Consider the following 16,382-nt stretch of genomic DNA (forward strand, 5'->3'; position numbering starts at 1 on the left):
TGATTACTTCACTGCGTTGGGCGTGGCGGGATTCGCCTTGAAGCCCGTCACCAGTTCCTGGCAGCACGGGCAGCACGGTGTGGTGACGGTGTACTTCTGCTTGCTACCGCAGATGACCTTTTCCAGCACGTCCTTCAGACCAGACAGGGCAGACTCCTTGGTGAAGGCCTGTCCGCCGGTTTCCTCGGCGACCCGCTTGAACTCGGCTGCGAGCTTGTCCTTGTCGGCCTTCTTGTAGGCCACGTCGCCCAGGTAGGTATGCACGCGCATGTTGTTGCGCTGAGCCACGACAATCGCCTGGCTGGCGGCGGCCATGTCTTCTTCATCGACGCGCCCGCCACCTTCCAGGCCTTCGTCGCTGAGGTACAGCATGGCGCGGCGTGCATCAGGCCGCCAATCGAAGTGCGTGGCGATGTCTTCGATCAGGCGTGCGCCGTCTTCCTGCGCACCGCCTTCGGCCACGGTACCGCGCTTGCGCTGGCGCAGCTTGGCCTCGTCGACCTTGACGGTCTTGGTGAGGTAGTCGCGCGCGGTCTTGTCGAACTTGGTGCCCTTGAACGTGCCTTCGAGCCCCAGGTACACCACGCGCAAGTCCGACGGGCAATGCTTGCTGGCAGCGTCGATGGCCGCGCTCACGGCTTCGCTCAGTTCCTTGGCTTCATCCACCATCGACGCGCTGGTGTCGATGCCGATGACCAGATCGACCTTCGGCACGATCAACTCTTCGCGCTCTTCCACGACGGGTTCTGGGGCGGGTGCGCGGCTGCCGCAGATCACCTTCTGCAGCATGCTCTGGAACTCTGCCAGCAGCTTCGGATCGTCCGCGGTGAGGTTCTTCACGTCGGATTCCTTGGCCACGCCGCTGCCGGTGGTGTAGGCGTCCGGCCCAGCATAGGCGAACGCCTGGCCGCCGGTTTCGTTGGCAACACGGGCCAGTTCAGCACGCAGCTTTTCGGCGCCCTCCTTGCGCAACCACGTTTTCCCCATATACGTATGGAGGCGGACCTTCTCTTCCTTCGCGGCCCGAATAGCGTCGTTGGCGGCATCGATGTCGCCCTGGTCCACCGCCTCTTCTGGCTTCAGTCCGCTACCGCCGTCCAGCCCTTCATCGGTGAGGTAGAAGATCGCCTTCTGCGCGCCCGGCCGCCAATCGTAGAACCGCATCACATCTTGCATGGCGCGCGCGCCGTCTTCGCGCTGCGAGCCTTGATACAGCCCAGCCTTTTCGACCTGCTCCTTCGTGCGCATCAGCAGTTCGCTCTCTTTCCCTTTCGCTGTGCCTTGGGTGGTCAGGTACTGGCGGGCGGACTGCTTGAATTCGGTGTCGATGCCCTTCTCCTTATCGACGAACCAACCCTCCACGCCGAGGTAGCTCACGCGCAAGTCCGAGGGGCAGGTGCTCTTCGCCGTCTCAATGGCAACGCTGACGGCGTTGCTCAGGTATTGCGCCTCGTCCATCATCGAGTAGCTGGTGTCGATCAGCACAACGAGGTCGACTGCCGGCACGATCAGCTCGCCTTCAGGCACGATGTTTTCGCGCGGGAACACCACGGTGCGGCCCTGATTGGAGAAATCTCCAGCAGCACCATGGTGGGTCAACACGGCGCCCGGGGCACCCTTCGAGGCCACTTGTGCGGCAATGCCAACCTCGTCGGAGCGCTTCGCCTCGAACGAGAAGCGGGGGGCGTCACCCACGCTAAATTCAAGCGCCTTCAAATCCAGCAAGCCGAGCGTGCCGACCACCGAGTCGTGGTACCAGAAGTTCTCGAGCTTGACTGCCCCCGCGCCACTGGCGGCGGGGTGAGACAGGGTGACCGCGCCCGGCTCGCCGCGATAGCTGAAGCACCCTCGCCCAAATTCGGCGCCATCGCGGTCGAATACCGTAAATGTTTGTCCAATGACGACTGGATTAGCCATCCTGTTCTCTCCATTAATAATCAAAGGAAATCCCCCCTATTCTTTTATTTTGAAAAAACAAGGCCCCTCACGCCAACATATTGGCGCAATTATTATGATGTGTTAATTATTAAAACCGCAGCGCCCAATAACCCGCTTTGGCAGCGCAAAACGGACGAAAACCGTCCGCCTTGGGTTGCTCGAAAATGTCCACCAATACGTGGGGTCATTTTCCCAACCTAAGCAATGACTCAGAATCGAAGAAGGTTTGTTGCCGCGAAATTTTCCTGCGGCAAATATTCAAGGTCTTCCGCTAGCGACGCCGTCGATGCCAGGCTTGCGGAGATGGGTGGTGTGTGAGGACTGCGCCGGAGAGCAGAAGGCCATCCCACGGCGACGTGGTGTCTGGCGGGTGAATATCAAAGGCAGGCGACTCAGGGGCGACGAACTGCATGGCAATACAAATCCAAGGCGAACTTCACTGGATGCGAGTGGCTGATTCTTATACACCGATCAAAACGCGATACGTTGGGGTATCTCGACTACGGTGACTCGCCATCTCGGCTGACTGCCTTGGCATTATTTGCAAACGCTCGTTCGCTTGCAAATGCGACGTATTTTTATCTGACTTCAATGAGAAGAGGCGGCATATGTTAGATGCCGCATAATCCCAGTCCGGTCGACTAACACCTCCAATAATATCCCTATCGCTGACATTGGAAATTCACTGCGATATTTTGTGTGCCCGTGCAGAAAAAAAACGGCCCGAATGATTCGAGCCGTTCTGGTATCCAACCCCGTGCCGTTCAGCCGGGATGATCGATTTGCATCCGCATCCGCAAGTGCAGGGTCTCGCCAGGCGACAAAACACGCAGGCCGGTACCCTCCCAGCCCTGCACAGCTAGGTTGACGGCGTCCGCCACGTGCGAAACGGGCTCCAGGCAGAAGTACGGCTGGGCCTGCGGCGCATGCAGGATGAAATGATCCAATGGATCGGCCGCGCTCAGCGTGAGCGTTGCCCCGCGCTGCGAGACGACCGCGCGCTGATGCCAGTGGCTGTAGTAGACGCTGAGCGCCTCATCCGGCAATGGCCGTGCGATGTGGAAGTCTTCGCGCGGGGTAATTGACTCGCAGCGGATGGCAACTTCACCCGTGTCTGTCGGCCACATGGTCGGCGCATCGAACTGCACGCGTGTATCCGCCGTGCGCGTGAAGTACGGGTGGAAACCGCCGCCAGCGGGCATGTCGCTATCGCCATCATTGCGCAGCGTCATGACGGCCGCCAGACCTTCGGGGCTGAGCACCAGCGTCTGCGTGGCCGTGAACGGCCAAGGCCAGTTGCCGGCCTGCGGCACGTAACGCAGGCCAAGCACGATCGACGACGCAGTGAGCTGCTCAACCGTCCACGCACGCGCATGCGCCAAACCGTGCATGGCGTGCGGCTGCCCCGGGTGCGGCGCGAGACGGACCTCACGCCCGCCCCACTGGAAGCGGCCATCGCGGATACGGTTGGAGAACGGCAGCAGTGGATAGCAGCCCGTCTTGGGCCACGCCAGCCCATCGAAGCCGTCAAGCAGGCAGGCCTCGGACATCGGGGCCAGCCAGTCGATGCGGTGGCCATCCTTGCTGGCCGAAGCCAGCGAGGCAATGCGGCCACCCGCGGCCGGCGCGACGTCCATCGTCAGCGCGCCGGCGTGCAGCCGATGCACCGCCCCAGGCGCCAACCATGCTGCAGACGTCATCAGAAGAAGTGGCGAATGCCGACCATGCCGACGAACTGGCTCGGGCCGTTCGACGGCGTGCCGTTCTGCGAGTCCCCCACTGATGCCACAGCATTGACGATGCCGCCCGTCGAGCTCAGCGTCTGGCCGCTCGCCTTCTGATAGGCCTCAATCGCATAGAGCGCCGTGCGCTTGGAGAACGAATACACCTGCTCCATCGTGAACTGGTGATAGCGCGCCGCCTGGTCGACGCCGTTGCGCTTGTTCTCGGCGGTGTAGCTGTAGCCAGCGGCCACGGTCAGTGCGGGCGTGAGCGCGTAGGTGGCGATGGCGCCGAACGTGTTGAAGCTCGCCGTCTGTGCAAACCCTGCCGGCGACGTGGCGCCCGGCTTGTACTGCACGTTGGAGTAGTTCAGCCCCATCATCAGGTTGCCCACGGTGTAACGGGCCGCGGTACCGATGATCTGGGCGCTGTCGGCCGTTGCGTAGCCCTTGTTGATGGGGGCGTTGTTGGCGAAGTCCCCGCTGTTGCTCTGGAAGGTCGGAACGTTCTTCAGGCGGATATAGCCGGCCGACCACGCAAACGACTGATAGTCATAACGCAGCGCCGCGCTGAAGGCACTGCCGTTGGACATGCTGCCCGCCTGCTCGCCCATGCCGTATTGCAAGCCGCCCTGGAAACCACCGAACGTGGGCGTCGTATAGGTGATCGAATTCGGCACGCGCAGCGTGGTGTCCATCGCATCGATATCACCGGGGTGCGCGCCGACGGCGCCCGTCAGCACGTTGGTCGGGCCGAGTGCGGCCACGTACTGGAAGTACGGCGTGTACTGACGGCCCATCGTGATCTGGCCGTAGGTCTTGTTGGTCAGGCCAACATAGGCTTGGCGATTGAAGATGAAGTTCGCCTTGCTTTGCGCGCCCGTGTCAGCCGCAAAGCCGTTCTCCAGGCGGAACAGCGCTTGGGTACCGCCGCCCAGGTCTTCCGTGCCATACAGACCGAACTTGCTGGCAGCCAGCGCGCCGGAATTCATGTAGACGTTGGAATGCCCGCCCTGGTTGCTCGAATACGCGATGGCATTATCGACCGTACCGTACAGCGTCACGGTGCTTTGCGCCGATGCGTGCATGGACAGTCCTGCGGACAACAGCGCGACGCACGCGCAAACCGGCTTGATGGTGAACTTGGCTCGTGTGGTTTTCATGGTGTTCATCGTTCTCTGTGGTGGTCTCCAGCACCGGGGAATCGCGCAGCAGCGGGGCTCTCCTCGCCCCGCGAAAGCGCACAGGTAGGCAGTGTGGTTACGGCTGCAACTGCAAGGTCAGCCGACGCCATCCGCCCGAAACAGCCTGCCCGACAACGCGGGCCTGCGGAATCTGCAACTGCCGCGCTTCCGCAGCCGGCAGATGAATTTCAACGGTATCCGCTTGCGTGGGCATCCGGCCTTCACGCGTCACGTGCAGCACCACGGTTTGCGCATCCGACACGGCGCGCACGTTCCAGCGGCCGTGCTCGCCATTGCGCCAGGCTTCCGTTTCGCCATCGTCTTCGATGCTGCCGCCAGCGGCCTCACCGGAGCCTGCCATCGGCACGACCAGGAAGCCGCGTTGATCAGCACGCTGGTCGAAATGCTGCTCGGCAACGTTCAGGGCAATCACACCACCCTCGCGGATCAGCATCGCTGGTTGATCCCACGGCGCGGGCAACGTCACGGTCTGGCCGCCGTCAAACGCCTCGCCGCTCCAGTACGACACCCAGCGCTGGCCAGCTGGCAAATATACAGTGCGTTCGGTCTGTCCTTCTTCCACCGTCGGCGCCACCAGCAGCGAGGTGCCGAGCATGAAGTCGTCGCATTCGGCGTAGCAGCGGCGGTCTGCGGGGAATTCGGCAAACGTCGGACGCAGCACCGGCTCGTACGCCTGCGTCGATTGCCACAGCAGTTCATACAGATACGGAATCAACCGATAACGCAGCTTGATCAACGACGCGATTTGCGACGTGACCTGCGGATACATCCACGGCTCGTTGACGGTCTTGTCGTCATTCCATGAGTGGATGGAGAAGCGCGGCATGAACACGCCGAACGCCACCCAGCGCACCAGCAATTCCGGCGACGGCGCAGGGCCCGCAAACCCGCCGATGTCGTGGCCGATATTCGACACGCCCGACAGCGCCAGCCCCAGGCCCATCTTCAGGTTGTAGCGCAGCGTCTCCCACGAGGTGTAGTTGTCGCCGGACCAGGTCTGCACATAGCGCTGCATGCCGACGCCGCCCGAGCGCGACACCAGGAACGGCCGGCGCTGCGGCGCGTATTCCAACTGCGCCTCGCGCGACGCACGCATCATCAGCATGGTGTGCAACACCTTCGCCTCGCGGATCGGCGCCTTCTTGCCAAACCCATGCGCGAACGCGTTGGGCGTCCAGACCTCGAACTCGTTGTTGTCGTTCCAGGTGGAAGCCATGCCGTAGTCGAGCAATGCGCTCTTCACGTTCGCCTTCCACCAATCGAGCGTTTTCGGGTTGGTGAAATCGAGATACGCACCCACCTCATCCCAGAACTGCACCCAGGCCGGCTCGCCCTTGTCGTCGCAGATCAGCAGGCCGGCTTCCTTGGCCTCGACAAACTTGGGGTGGTCCTGCAGCAGGCACGGCTTGATGTTCGGGCACAGGCGAATGCCCGCATCCAGATAGCTCTGGACGAAGCCGCGCGCATCGGGAAACTTGTCCGTGTTCCAGTTGAAGACGTAGCGCTTCGGCCCGATGGACGTGTAGCCCGACGATAGGTGGAACGAATCGCACAGGATGTCGTGTTCACGGCAGCCCTTGATGAACTCGCCCATCTGCTCCTGCGCGTTGGGCGCGTCGGTGTACGTCATGGTCGAGCCGGAATAGCCCAGGCCCCACTTCGGCATCCACGCCGGGCGGCCCGTCATCCACGTGAAGCGGCGGGTGGCATCGAGCGGCGTATCGGGCGAGGCGATGAAGTAGTAGTCCAGATCGCCGTGCGGCGCGACAAAGTAGCGATAGAGGCCGTGGTAGTTATCCAGCTCGCGGCCCATGTCGAAGCTGCAGTCAGACAGCGTGTCGTAGAACAGCCCGAAGCCGGTGGCGTTCTCGGGCTGCCACGTCACGTAGAACGGGATGTGCTTGTACAGCGGATCGGTCGTGCGCGCGCTGTAGCCCATCGCGTCGATGTTGCGCATCTCGTAGCGTTGGTGCGCGCGGTTCGTGTCACCGGCGCGCTCGCCCAGGCCGAAGTACATCTCGCCAGGTTCGCGACGCACGTAGTGGTAGACCTGCTCGTCCCAGTAGCCAAAGTTGTAGGCCTGGGTGGCTCGGTCGTGCAGCACGGCTTGCCATTGCCCGGCGCGGCGGATTTCCCAGTTGCAGAAGCCGCCGGCCAAGGCAATCGTCAAACGGATCTTGCTGGTTTCGATGCGTAGCGTGCTGGCATCGGACTGCAGCTCGAACGCCGGCAGTGAGAAACCACTGAGGTCACGGCGGTCACGCCCTTCCAGCGGCGTATCGTCGCCGCCCGGCGCGATCGACCACGTGGCGGGGCCGCGCAGGTCGCCCTGCGGCAGCACCAGTACGCGAACGATGTCCTCCTCCAGCACGAAGAGTTCGATCGCAGCGCCTGCGCTGCTGGCCAGGCGCAGGCGGTTGCCTTCGCGCGCTTGAAGTTCAAAACGGGGAGGATGCAACATGGACATCGTTTTCAGCTCAATTTGAAGCAGACAGATTCATTTTGCGTGCAGCACGCTCTTCTGCCGACTGGCCGCGAATCAGCACGATCAGCAGCACAGCGGCAATCACGTCAAACGCACCCAACAGGCCGAACAGCGGGCCGTAGCCAACCGTGTCGGCCAAGGCGCCCACCACAGCGGTGAAGGCCAGGCCGCCAATCCAGCCGGACATACCAGTAAAACCGTTGGCAGTACCGACTTCCTGCGGGTCAAACACGTCTGCGGAGAGCGTGTTGACCGACACCGAGATCATCTGGTGCGCAAAGCCGCCCACGCAGAACAGCGCAATGGCCGTGTACGGCGACGCCACCAGGCCCACGCATGCCGGACCGATCATCATCAATGCGCCAATCACCACACCGCCCACGCGCGACCAGATGAGCGGCAGCTTGCCAAACTTCATCAGGAACGGCGACAGATACCCACCGGCCATCCCGCCCAAGTCAGCCGCCAAGAACGGCAGCCACGCAAACATGGCGATCTGCTTTAGGTCCATGCCGCGCTCCTTGAAGAAGTACAGCGGAATCCAGAAGCTCAGGGTCTGCCACGCAGGTTCCGTAAAGAAACGCGCCAGCGCAATCGCCCAGAAACGGCGCGCACCGATGATCTTGCCGATCGAGCGCTTCTCGACCGGCTTGTCGCCTGCCGAACGCAATTGCCCGTCGGTAATAGTCTTCAGCTCCTCACTGGACAGACGAGGATGCTGCTGCGGCGAGCGATAGAACGCAAACCACAGCGCCGCCCAGAAGAAACCCAGCGCGCCCGTCACCACAAACGCGGACTGCCAGCCATGCCGCATCGACAGGTACAGCACCAGCGGCGGCGCCAGCATGGCCCCAAACGACGTGCCCACGTTGAACCAGCCCGTGGCCACGGATTTTTCCTTGTCGGGGAACCACTCCGCCACGGCTTTCATGCCGGACGGAATGGCGGCGGCCTCCGTCAGCCCCATGAACGTACGGAAGCCCGCCAACGACAGCCAACCCGTCGCGCCTGCGTGCAGCACACCGGCAAACGACCACAACACAGCAAACAGTGCAAAGCCGATGCGCAGGCCGATCAAGTCGACAATGAAGCCGCACACCGGCTGCATGAGCGTGTAGCCGAACTGAAACGCCATCACCACGTAGCCGTACTGCTGCGTGGTCATGGACAGCTCTTGCTTGAGCGTGGGTGCCAGCACGCCCAGTGAGTTGCGCGCCAGGTAGTTCATGATCGTGCCCAGACACACCAGCACGATGATCCACCAGCGCAAGCCCTTGATGGTCTTCACGGTTTCGTCTCCAAATATCTTTGTAGTTTTGATGGGCAGCCTCCAGCCGCCCAGAAATCATGCAGCGTCAGCGCACCATGCAGGGACGCTTGTTATCGAACTTCCAGTTGGGAATCAGTTGGCCCATGGCAATCGCATCGTCGCGCGCGCCCAGGCCGTGCTGCTTGTACAGCGCGTGCGCCTTTTCGATCTGCTCCATGTCGATCGTCACACCCAGGCCTGGCTTGGCCGGCACATCGATCTCGCCGCCAACGATCTGGAACGGCTCACGCGTCAGGCGCTGACCGTCTTGCCAAATCCAGTGCGTGTCGATGGCGGTGATGTTGCCCGGCGCGGCTGCGGCCACGTGCGTGAACATCGCCAGCGAGATATCGAAGTGGTTGTTGGAATGCGAGCCCCAGGTCAGGCCCCAGTCATCGCACATCTGCGCCACGCGCACCGAGCCTTGCATCGTCCAGAAGTGCGGATCGGCCAGCGGAATATCGACCGAGTGCAGTTGAATGGCATGCCCCATCTGGCGCCAGTCGGTGGCGATCATGTTGGTGGCGGTCGGCAGGCCCGTGGCGCGGCGGAACTCGGCCATCACCTCGCGGCCGGAGTAGCCGCCCTCGGCGCCGCACGGATCTTCGGCGTAGGCCAGCACGTCGTGCTTGTCGCGGCACAAGCGGATAGCCTCCGCCAGCGACCATGCGCCGTTCGGGTCCAGCGTGACGCGCGCGTCGGGAAACGCCTCGGCCAGCGCGGTGGTCACGACCATTTCATCATCGCCGCTCAGCACGCCGCCCTTGAGCTTGAAATCCTTGAAGCCGTAGCGCGCATACGCCGCCTTGGCCAAGCGCACGACCGTTTCCGGCGTGAGCGCTTCCTCATGACGCAGTCGGGTCCAGTCGTCGGTGGCATCGCTGCCGTCGGCGTAGTCCAGGTTGGTGCGTTTGCGATCGCCCACGAAGAACAGGTAGCCCAGCACCGGCACCTTGGCGCGTTGCTGGCCCTGCCCCAGCAAGGCCGCCACGGGCACACCCAGGTGCTGGCCCAGCAAATCCAGCAACGCGCTTTCCAGCGCAGTCACTGCATGCACCGTGGTGCGCAGATCGAAAGTCTGCAGGCCACGGCCACCGGCATCGCGGTCGGCAAACTGACGGCGCACGGTGTTGAGCACGTTGTTGTACGCGCCGACGGGTTGTCCGACAACCAGCGGCGTCGCGTCTTCGATGGTCTTGCGAATCGCCTCGCCGCCCGGCACTTCGCCCACGCCGATGTGGCCTTCGGAGTCTTCCAGAATGGCGATGTTGCGCGTGAAGAACGGGCCATGCGCGCCGCTCAGGTTCAACAGCATGCTGTCGCGCCCGGCAACCGGGATGACCTGCAAGCGGGTAATACGGGGCGTGCGCGTTTCAGCAGAGAGGTGATTCATGGTCGTCACGTATGTCATCAGTCGTCGTACAACATGGAACGGGAATATAATTGACGTATTCCTACTGGGCCAGCCCTGGTAAACCCGAAATTCAAGCCACCCACGATCGGAGATCGCATGTCCGGCAGCTCCCCCGCAACGCTCGTGCGCCGCACTCAAAGCCTGGCGGACGTGGTGGTGGACCACATCAAGGGGCGCATTGCGACGGAATCGCTACGCCCCGGCGACAAGTTGCCGACGGAATCCGCGCTCATGGAAGCACTGGGCGTCAGCCGCACAGTGGTGCGCGAAGCCATCTCCCGCTTGCAGGCCAAGAGTTTGATCGAAACGCGCCACGGCATCGGTAGCTTTGTGTTGCCACCGCGCGCCGACAACAGCATCCAGCTAGGCGACGCTTCCACGCTGCACGACATCCTGTCCATGCTGGAACTGCGCATGGCCATTGAAACGGAATGCGCCGGGTTGGCCGCGCAACGCATTACCGCGGACGAGATCGACACCTTGCGTGCCGCGCTGGAAGCTATCGAACAAGATCAGGCGGATGGCAACGACAGCGCCACCTCCGACCTGCAGTTCCACCTGAGCATTGCGCGCTCGACTGGCAATGAGCACTTCGTGGGCGCCCTCGCCCAGCTTGGCAAAACGCTGATCCCCCGCACGCGGATGAGCCTGGCACAAGTGGGCTACCTGAACGCCCCGGAGCTGCGCGCTACGGTCAACCGCGAGCACCACAGCATCTTCGAAGCCATTGCGCGCAAGGACCCGGAAGCCGCCCGTGCGGCGATGCGCATGCACCTCTCCAACAGCCGGGAACGCCTGCGCCACGCGCACGAGACGGCTAGCAAGCTGATGCAGTCAACTTCGGCCTGAACCAAGGTCAGGACCCGAAATCTCGCCCGGTTGTACGATGTCTTATGGTAGGAGGTTCTTGCGCCCTCGCTCCCTCCGAGACAGCTGTTGATAAAGGTTTGCATTCCTCCACTCCCAGCCACGTAATCTGAGCGTGTACCTACCCTCGTGGGTGCGCTCCGGCCGCAGAAGAGAGAGCTGCGGCCTACTTCGCCCTGATGCTGCTGCTTTGAGTATCAGGGCGTTTCTTTTTGGTCCTTCCCCGGTGTCTGCTTCAGCAATGAAAAAGGCCCCGATATTCGGGGCCCTTGCATTGCCGTAAAACGCGGTCAGGTCAGTAGGCGGTCGCGCGTTCCATAACGCGCTCCAAGCAGAAGCCCTGCCCGTAGATCGCTCGCAGGCGCAGGCCGTTTGCGGCGCCCAGTGCCAGCTTCTTGCGCAGCCGCGAGACATGCGTATCGAGCGTCCGCGAATAGGGGCTCAGTTCGCGGCCCCACAACGCCAATTCGATATCCGCGCGTGACAGCACCCGACCCGCGTTGGCGAACAGCAGCAGTGCCAGTTCGAACTCGCGTGCATGCACCGGCACGGCGGTATCGTGCACGCGGATGGATCGGTTCTGGCGATCAATTGTGTACGGCCCCAACTGGATTTCCGATACGCGAACCGCGCGGCTGACGGCAAAGCGTCGGATCAGCGCGTCGAGCCGGGCAAGCAGCTCGGACGGACGAATCTCACCTTGAAAGCACAGGTCAGCGCCGTGGTTGAGCGCGTCGGCGGTTTCGGCGTCGGCGTGTCCGTCACCGAGGTAGACGATGGCCATGCCGGCACCAACGCGCTCGCGCACGCTGCGCACCAGTGATAGGCCCGGCATGTCGTGCGCGTGCGCGCCCACCATCAGCAGATTGATGCCATGCACGTCGATGGCTTCGAACACCTGGCGGGAAAGAAACAGCGGAACGCATTCAAAGCGCGACGGCTGCAGCGCGGAATGAATCGCCTGCTGGCGGCTGATATGTGTGTCGATCAGGCCGATTTTCATGGCTCGGTGTCTGGAATGCCCGTGCGTCGCGCGATCAGACCGAGGCGTGATGGTCATGGTATGCATGGGCCCACTCCTGGTCTGCGGCACACGGTTTGGATAAAAGCCGACCGGCCTGCCAGACACGCACACCCTGCGATGGGTTCCCGTCGCCATACAGGGCGTGGTGCAGTTGCGTGCGAATGCGTTCGTAATCGCATTCGCTCAGCACATCGGTTGCGGTCTTGCTCAACATACGTAGCGCCTGGGTGGCCGGTAATGCATGGGTTGCTATGCCTGTGCTGCCGGTTCTCGCCCAGGTGGCGCCATCTCTCGTTCGGGCGTGTTGCCCGCGTACGTTGTGCCGGTCGACCAATGCAATGTAGGGCCGCCAGGGACCCGGAATGCAAATGATTGAAAAGGGCATGTGGCAAACGCCACAGTGGAGTGCGCCGCAGTGCCCGGCGATCAGGCGTCGCGGTGTTGCGGCGCGCGCGGCAGCGACACGGTAAAGGTCGAACCGAGGCCCGGCGCGCTTTGCACGGCAATGCGCCCACCATGACGGTCGACCACCGTCTTCACGAACACCAGCCCGAGCCCGCTGCCGGCAGGTGCGTTGGCCGCCCCTTCGTGCAGGCGATGAAACGGCTGGAACAGCCGGGGTTGATCGGCCAGTGCAATGCCAGCCCCCTGGTCCGCCACCGCCACGGTGAACATCGTTTCGTCCTCGCCCAGCGACACGGTAACGACCGAACCCTCGGCACTGAACTTGATGGCGTTGTTGAGCAGATTCACCAACGCCCGCACCAGCAGGCGCGGATCACCGCGCACAGGCGCCTCGATGTCGGCCTCCACGCGCACTTCCACGTGATGGCGATTCGCCAGCGCCCACACTTCATCGGCTGCGTCGAGCACCAGCCCCACCAGGTCGACATCCTGCAGCCTGAGCACCTGCGACTCCGCACGCGCCAGGTCGATAAAAGTGTCGGCCAACTCGAGCGTGCGCGAAGACAACTGCTCGATCCGCGACAGCAGTGCTTCCCGGTCCAACGCGCGAGACGCATCACGCTGCAATTCGATGAGCGCGAGGATGGCGCTCTGCGGCGAGCGCATGTCGTGCGAGATGAAGCGCAGGGCTTCTTCGCGGTGGCGCTCGGCCTGGCGAACGGGTGTGATGTCGGCAAAGCTGACGATGATATCGATGGGCTGACCCGCGTCATCGCGCAAGGCGGCGGCATGCATCAGCATTGAGCGGCCGTCATGCGTGCGCAATTCGACGGGCTCCAGCGTGACGCCCGGTTCGGCTTGCCAGCGCGCCCAGTACTGCTGGCCGGCGGCAGGGTCGGGAAACGCGAGCGCCAACAGCGTGGGCAAGTCCCGCAGCGCAGCGGCGCGATTCTGCCCCGATGTGTGCGACTGGCCAGCGAGGTCCGCACTGCGGCCATTGGCCAGCAGGATTGCGCCATCGGGCGCACAGATGACGGTGGCATCGGGGAGGCTCTCCAGCGCATCAGCCAGAAAGCGGCGCAGGCCGCGCAGCTTGTCCGTCAGCGAGGCGACGGCATCCATGTGCGCACCCAGCGTGCGGCCGGTACGGGCCAGCGGTGCATCGGCCAGGACGCCAGGCTCGCTCGCCAGGTGCTGCATCTCCTCGCGCAGAAAGCGCAACGCGGCCTCCTGCTGGCGCCAACTCCACAGCGGATACAAGACCAGCGGCCCCACCAGCGCGGCGAACGGCGGCAGCCAGCGGTGCAGCCCCACCAACGCGAAGACGGCCCCGAGCAATACCAAGACCGCGCCGGCCAATGACACCGCCAGCGCCATGCGGGGCGTCAGCCAACGCACCGCCCAGGCCGCCATCAGCAACGGCAGCAGCGTCATCATCCAGAACAGCTCAGGCGCCACCGGCAGGATCGCGCTGCCGTCGAGCACCGTCTGCGTGGCGTTGGCCAGCACTTCCACGCCGCTCATCGTGCGCGAGGTGGGTGTCGCAAAAATATCGGACACGCCAGACGCCGTGGCCCCGATCAGTACCAGCTTGCCGGCAAACGCCTCTGGGCCGACGCGGCCGTTGAGCACGTCCAGCGCCGGCACGTGGCGAAATGTACCGGCCGGGCCCGCAAAATTCAGACGGATCGGTGTGCGGCGCGTCCAGCCCTCGGCATCGGTTTCTGCATCCGCTGGCGCCAACATGGAGACCGGCGGTCGCGCTGCCTGCCGGGCAAGCTGCATCGCTAGATGGTCAAGCACATGCCCACGCGGCCCCTCCGCCAGATAGACGCCGCGCACGACGCTGTCCGCATCCGGTGCCGCATTGATATGTGCGACCGCGGCGCCGAGACCCAGGAACGGATAGTGATAGACGCGTGCCTGCTCGGTGCGCTCCGGCAGGGCGGGCAAAATGACATGCCCCGCCTGCGCGATGGCTGCCGTCAGGGCTCGGTCGCCTTCCGGGTGTGCAAGATCGGGCTCGATCAGCAGAATATCGATGCCGATCCCGCGCGGCCGCGCCTGGCCTACCCGCGCAATCAGCTCAGCGAGTCGGCTGCGAGGCCAGGGCCAGCGGCCCACGGCGTCAAGGCTTTGATCGTCAATAGCCACGATGACGATGTCGTCGCGCGGCGCATGTCCATGCAGCGTGGCAACGGCGTCATACAGTGCCGCGTCCAACCGCGCCACCACACTCCAGCGCACAGCACCGACCGTCAGCAACGCAGCCAGCGCCACCAACACGACCCATTCCACCAGCGAGCGCAGCGCCGATCGCGGCGCGGCCGGGCTCACCGGCGCCGGATCAACGGGACCAGTCATTGAGCAAGAGGTTGCCGCCCCCGCTTTGCACCGGGCTGCGCGATGAATCGCTGACAAAGCTGCCGACATCGATGCGCTGCGGCTTGGCATAGATCACCGAGGCCGCATCACCGAGGTCTACGCCCGTACGCAGGTAATACACGCCGGCCGGCGGCTGCGGAATGACCGCCTCATTGCCGTCGCTGACGATATCGGCGATGGGCTTGGCGAAGGTGGGCTCAGCAGCAAGCTGCAGGCGCGTATGGGCGCCAGATGCCGACAACTCCGGCGCCAGCGCGGGCCAGTGAGCGTGCAGCTTGCCGTCATCCGCGGCATCGACGGAAGCCTGGGGCGCGGCATCGGACGGCACGTCGAGCACCCGGAACTTCAGCGCATCGCTCCAAGGGCCCGTCTTGCCATCTGCGGCCACCGAGCGCACGCGCCACCACCACGTACCCGCAGCCAGCGGTTTGATCACGCGGACATCCGTTCCGTGCTGCTGGACGGTCGGCGACGCAAAGGTCTGCGCATCAGCCACCTCGAAGTCATAGCTACGCGCATCGGAAACCGACGCCCAGGCAAAAGCCACATCGCCGCTGCGATAGGCCTTGCCGCTTGCCGGCTGAATCGTATACGGCGCCTCCGGATGCAGGCGCACGGTAAACGGCCGCGTGGCCGAAACGCTGGTCAGCCCGAGCGCATCGACACTCTGTACAACCAGGGTGTAATCACCGTCCTCGTCGCCGCACAGCGTTGCGCCGGGCGTCTTGCTGAGTTGATAGGCGCTCAGTTCGGTCAACGCAGCATCGCGTGCCACAGCGGCACGGTAGGACACCGCGCCCTTCACCGGCTCCCACGTTGCCCGCCAGCACGGCGTCTGCACCAGCTCGGGCATCGCATTGAGCTTGGGGGTGGCTGGCAACGCCGCACGCTTGATGCGGCCATCTGCGGCCTGCACGCCAAACCCCGCCTTCACCGCCTGCGATTGATGGCCCGCCTTGGCGGCCACTTCGCCTTCGAGCACGGAACTGGTCGATCCCGATTCACTGGCCTGCACGCGGAATCGCGTTCCGCGCACGCCTGTCACCAGCGCGGGCGTCGAAATCTCGTAACGGCCCACACCGCGCTTTTTGGGCGACACCGTCGATTCGGCCTCGCCCTGCTTCACATGCATGCGCACGTCGATCAACCCGGCGCGCGCAAACGCTCGCACGCGTGACAGCGTGACATGACTGCCCGGCGGCACCGTCACGCGCGTGCCGTCATCAAACGCGAGCGTGACGGCGCCTTTGTCACCGGTATCGATCTGGGCGTCTTCCGCCAGCTTTATGCCGGCTTCCAGCGGTTTGTTGCCGCCCGTGGTGGCATCCCGCGCAAACACTACCTGCGCTGTCGCCGCCACCACTGGAATGCGGTCGAACGGAATACGCAGCACCGAACCGGGCTTCAGGTGGTAGGGGTCGGCCACGTGGTTGCGCTGCTGCAGCAGATGCCAGCTTTCGACGCTATCCATGTAGCGGTCGGCCAGGCTGATGAGCGTATCGCCCTGCTGCACGCGATAGAGGAACTCCGTCCCATCGGCGCCCGAGGGCTGCGCCATGACGAGCTGCCACGCGCCCGCAAAAATAAGGAACGCGCCGACACACGCGGCGCGCCCCATCGGAACCTTGG

Annotated in this window: 10 protein-coding genes; 1 reads left to right on the forward strand and 9 read right to left on the reverse strand. The window is 63.7% G+C overall.

The window, feature by feature from the left end:
- Window positions 1–3 precede the first annotated feature (3 nt).
- The 6 genes from ACS7SF_RS02990 to gudD all read right to left on the reverse strand — a co-directional run bounded on the left by ACS7SF_RS02990 (window position 4) and on the right by gudD (window position 10,069).
- On the reverse strand, window positions 4–1,917 hold the full coding sequence (locus ACS7SF_RS02990) for a hypothetical protein (protein WP_439891623.1): 1,914 nt from the start codon (window positions 1,915–1,917) through the stop codon (window positions 4–6).
- Between the two features lie 785 nt (window positions 1,918–2,702).
- A complete protein-coding gene (locus tag ACS7SF_RS02995; RefSeq protein WP_439891624.1) occupies window positions 2,703–3,638 on the reverse strand; it encodes an aldose 1-epimerase in 936 nt (311 codons plus the stop codon).
- Window positions 3,638–4,822 (reverse strand): porin, encoded by a 1,185-nt coding sequence (locus tag ACS7SF_RS03000; protein WP_439891625.1) that lies wholly within the window; start codon window positions 4,820–4,822, stop codon window positions 3,638–3,640. The genes ACS7SF_RS02995 and ACS7SF_RS03000 overlap by 1 nt, the downstream gene beginning before the upstream one ends.
- Before the next feature lie 97 nt (window positions 4,823–4,919).
- Window positions 4,920–7,331, reverse strand: coding sequence for a TIM-barrel domain-containing protein (locus ACS7SF_RS03005; RefSeq protein ID WP_439891626.1), 2,412 nt, complete (start codon window positions 7,329–7,331; stop codon window positions 4,920–4,922).
- Between the two features lie 10 nt (window positions 7,332–7,341).
- Window positions 7,342–8,637 (reverse strand): MFS transporter, encoded by a 1,296-nt coding sequence (locus tag ACS7SF_RS03010; protein WP_439891627.1) that lies wholly within the window; start codon window positions 8,635–8,637, stop codon window positions 7,342–7,344.
- Between the two features lie 67 nt (window positions 8,638–8,704).
- A complete protein-coding gene (gene gudD, locus ACS7SF_RS03015; RefSeq protein ID WP_439891628.1) occupies window positions 8,705–10,069 on the reverse strand; it encodes a glucarate dehydratase in 1,365 nt (454 codons plus the stop codon).
- Between the two features lie 99 nt (window positions 10,070–10,168).
- On the opposite strand from gudD, the gene ACS7SF_RS03020 reads away from it, so the two are divergent.
- On the forward strand, window positions 10,169–10,921 hold the full coding sequence (locus ACS7SF_RS03020) for a FadR/GntR family transcriptional regulator (protein WP_439891629.1): 753 nt from the start codon (window positions 10,169–10,171) through the stop codon (window positions 10,919–10,921).
- Window positions 10,922–11,234: 313 nt separating this feature from the next.
- On the opposite strand, the gene ACS7SF_RS03025 is transcribed toward ACS7SF_RS03020, so the two are convergent.
- The 3 genes from ACS7SF_RS03025 to ACS7SF_RS03035 all read right to left on the reverse strand — a co-directional run bounded on the left by ACS7SF_RS03025 (window position 11,235) and on the right by ACS7SF_RS03035 (window position 16,371).
- Window positions 11,235–11,942, reverse strand: a complete 708-nt coding sequence (locus ACS7SF_RS03025) for a response regulator transcription factor (RefSeq protein WP_439892678.1) — start codon at window positions 11,940–11,942, stop codon at window positions 11,235–11,237.
- Window positions 11,943–12,389: 447 nt separating this feature from the next.
- The gene (locus ACS7SF_RS03030) at window positions 12,390–14,732 is read right to left on the reverse strand and encodes a CHASE2 domain-containing protein (protein WP_439891630.1); all 2,343 of its coding nucleotides are present in this window, start codon (window positions 14,730–14,732) and stop codon (window positions 12,390–12,392) included.
- On the reverse strand, window positions 14,716–16,371 hold the full coding sequence (locus tag ACS7SF_RS03035) for a FecR domain-containing protein (RefSeq protein WP_439892679.1): 1,656 nt from the start codon (window positions 16,369–16,371) through the stop codon (window positions 14,716–14,718). The genes ACS7SF_RS03030 and ACS7SF_RS03035 overlap by 17 nt, the downstream gene beginning before the upstream one ends.
- Window positions 16,372–16,382 lie beyond the last annotated feature (11 nt).

The sequence above is a fragment of the Ralstonia sp. 25C genome (assembly GCF_051904805.1).
Classification (GTDB): Bacteria; Pseudomonadota; Gammaproteobacteria; order Burkholderiales; family Burkholderiaceae; genus Ralstonia.

Excerpts from the sequence above, each read along its gene's own strand:
- ACS7SF_RS02990 (WP_439891623.1), bottom strand. The coding sequence starts at position 1,917 with ATGGCTAATCCAGTCGTCATTGGACAAACATTTACGGTATTCGACCGC.
- ACS7SF_RS02995 (WP_439891624.1), bottom strand. The coding sequence starts at position 3,638 with ATGACGTCTGCAGCATGGTTGGCGCCTGGGGCGGTGCATCGGCTGCAC.
- ACS7SF_RS03000 (WP_439891625.1), bottom strand. The coding sequence starts at position 4,822 with ATGAAAACCACACGAGCCAAGTTCACCATCAAGCCGGTTTGCGCGTGC.
- ACS7SF_RS03005 (WP_439891626.1), bottom strand. The coding sequence starts at position 7,331 with ATGTCCATGTTGCATCCTCCCCGTTTTGAACTTCAAGCGCGCGAAGGC.
- gudD (WP_439891628.1), bottom strand. The coding sequence starts at position 10,069 with ATGACATACGTGACGACCATGAATCACCTCTCTGCTGAAACGCGCACG.
- ACS7SF_RS03020 (WP_439891629.1), top strand. The coding sequence starts at position 10,169 with ATGTCCGGCAGCTCCCCCGCAACGCTCGTGCGCCGCACTCAAAGCCTG.
- ACS7SF_RS03025 (WP_439892678.1), bottom strand. The coding sequence starts at position 11,942 with ATGAAAATCGGCCTGATCGACACACATATCAGCCGCCAGCAGGCGATT.
- ACS7SF_RS03030 (WP_439891630.1), bottom strand. The coding sequence starts at position 14,732 with ATGACTGGTCCCGTTGATCCGGCGCCGGTGAGCCCGGCCGCGCCGCGA.
- ACS7SF_RS03035 (WP_439892679.1), bottom strand. The coding sequence starts at position 16,371 with ATGGGGCGCGCCGCGTGTGTCGGCGCGTTCCTTATTTTTGCGGGCGCG.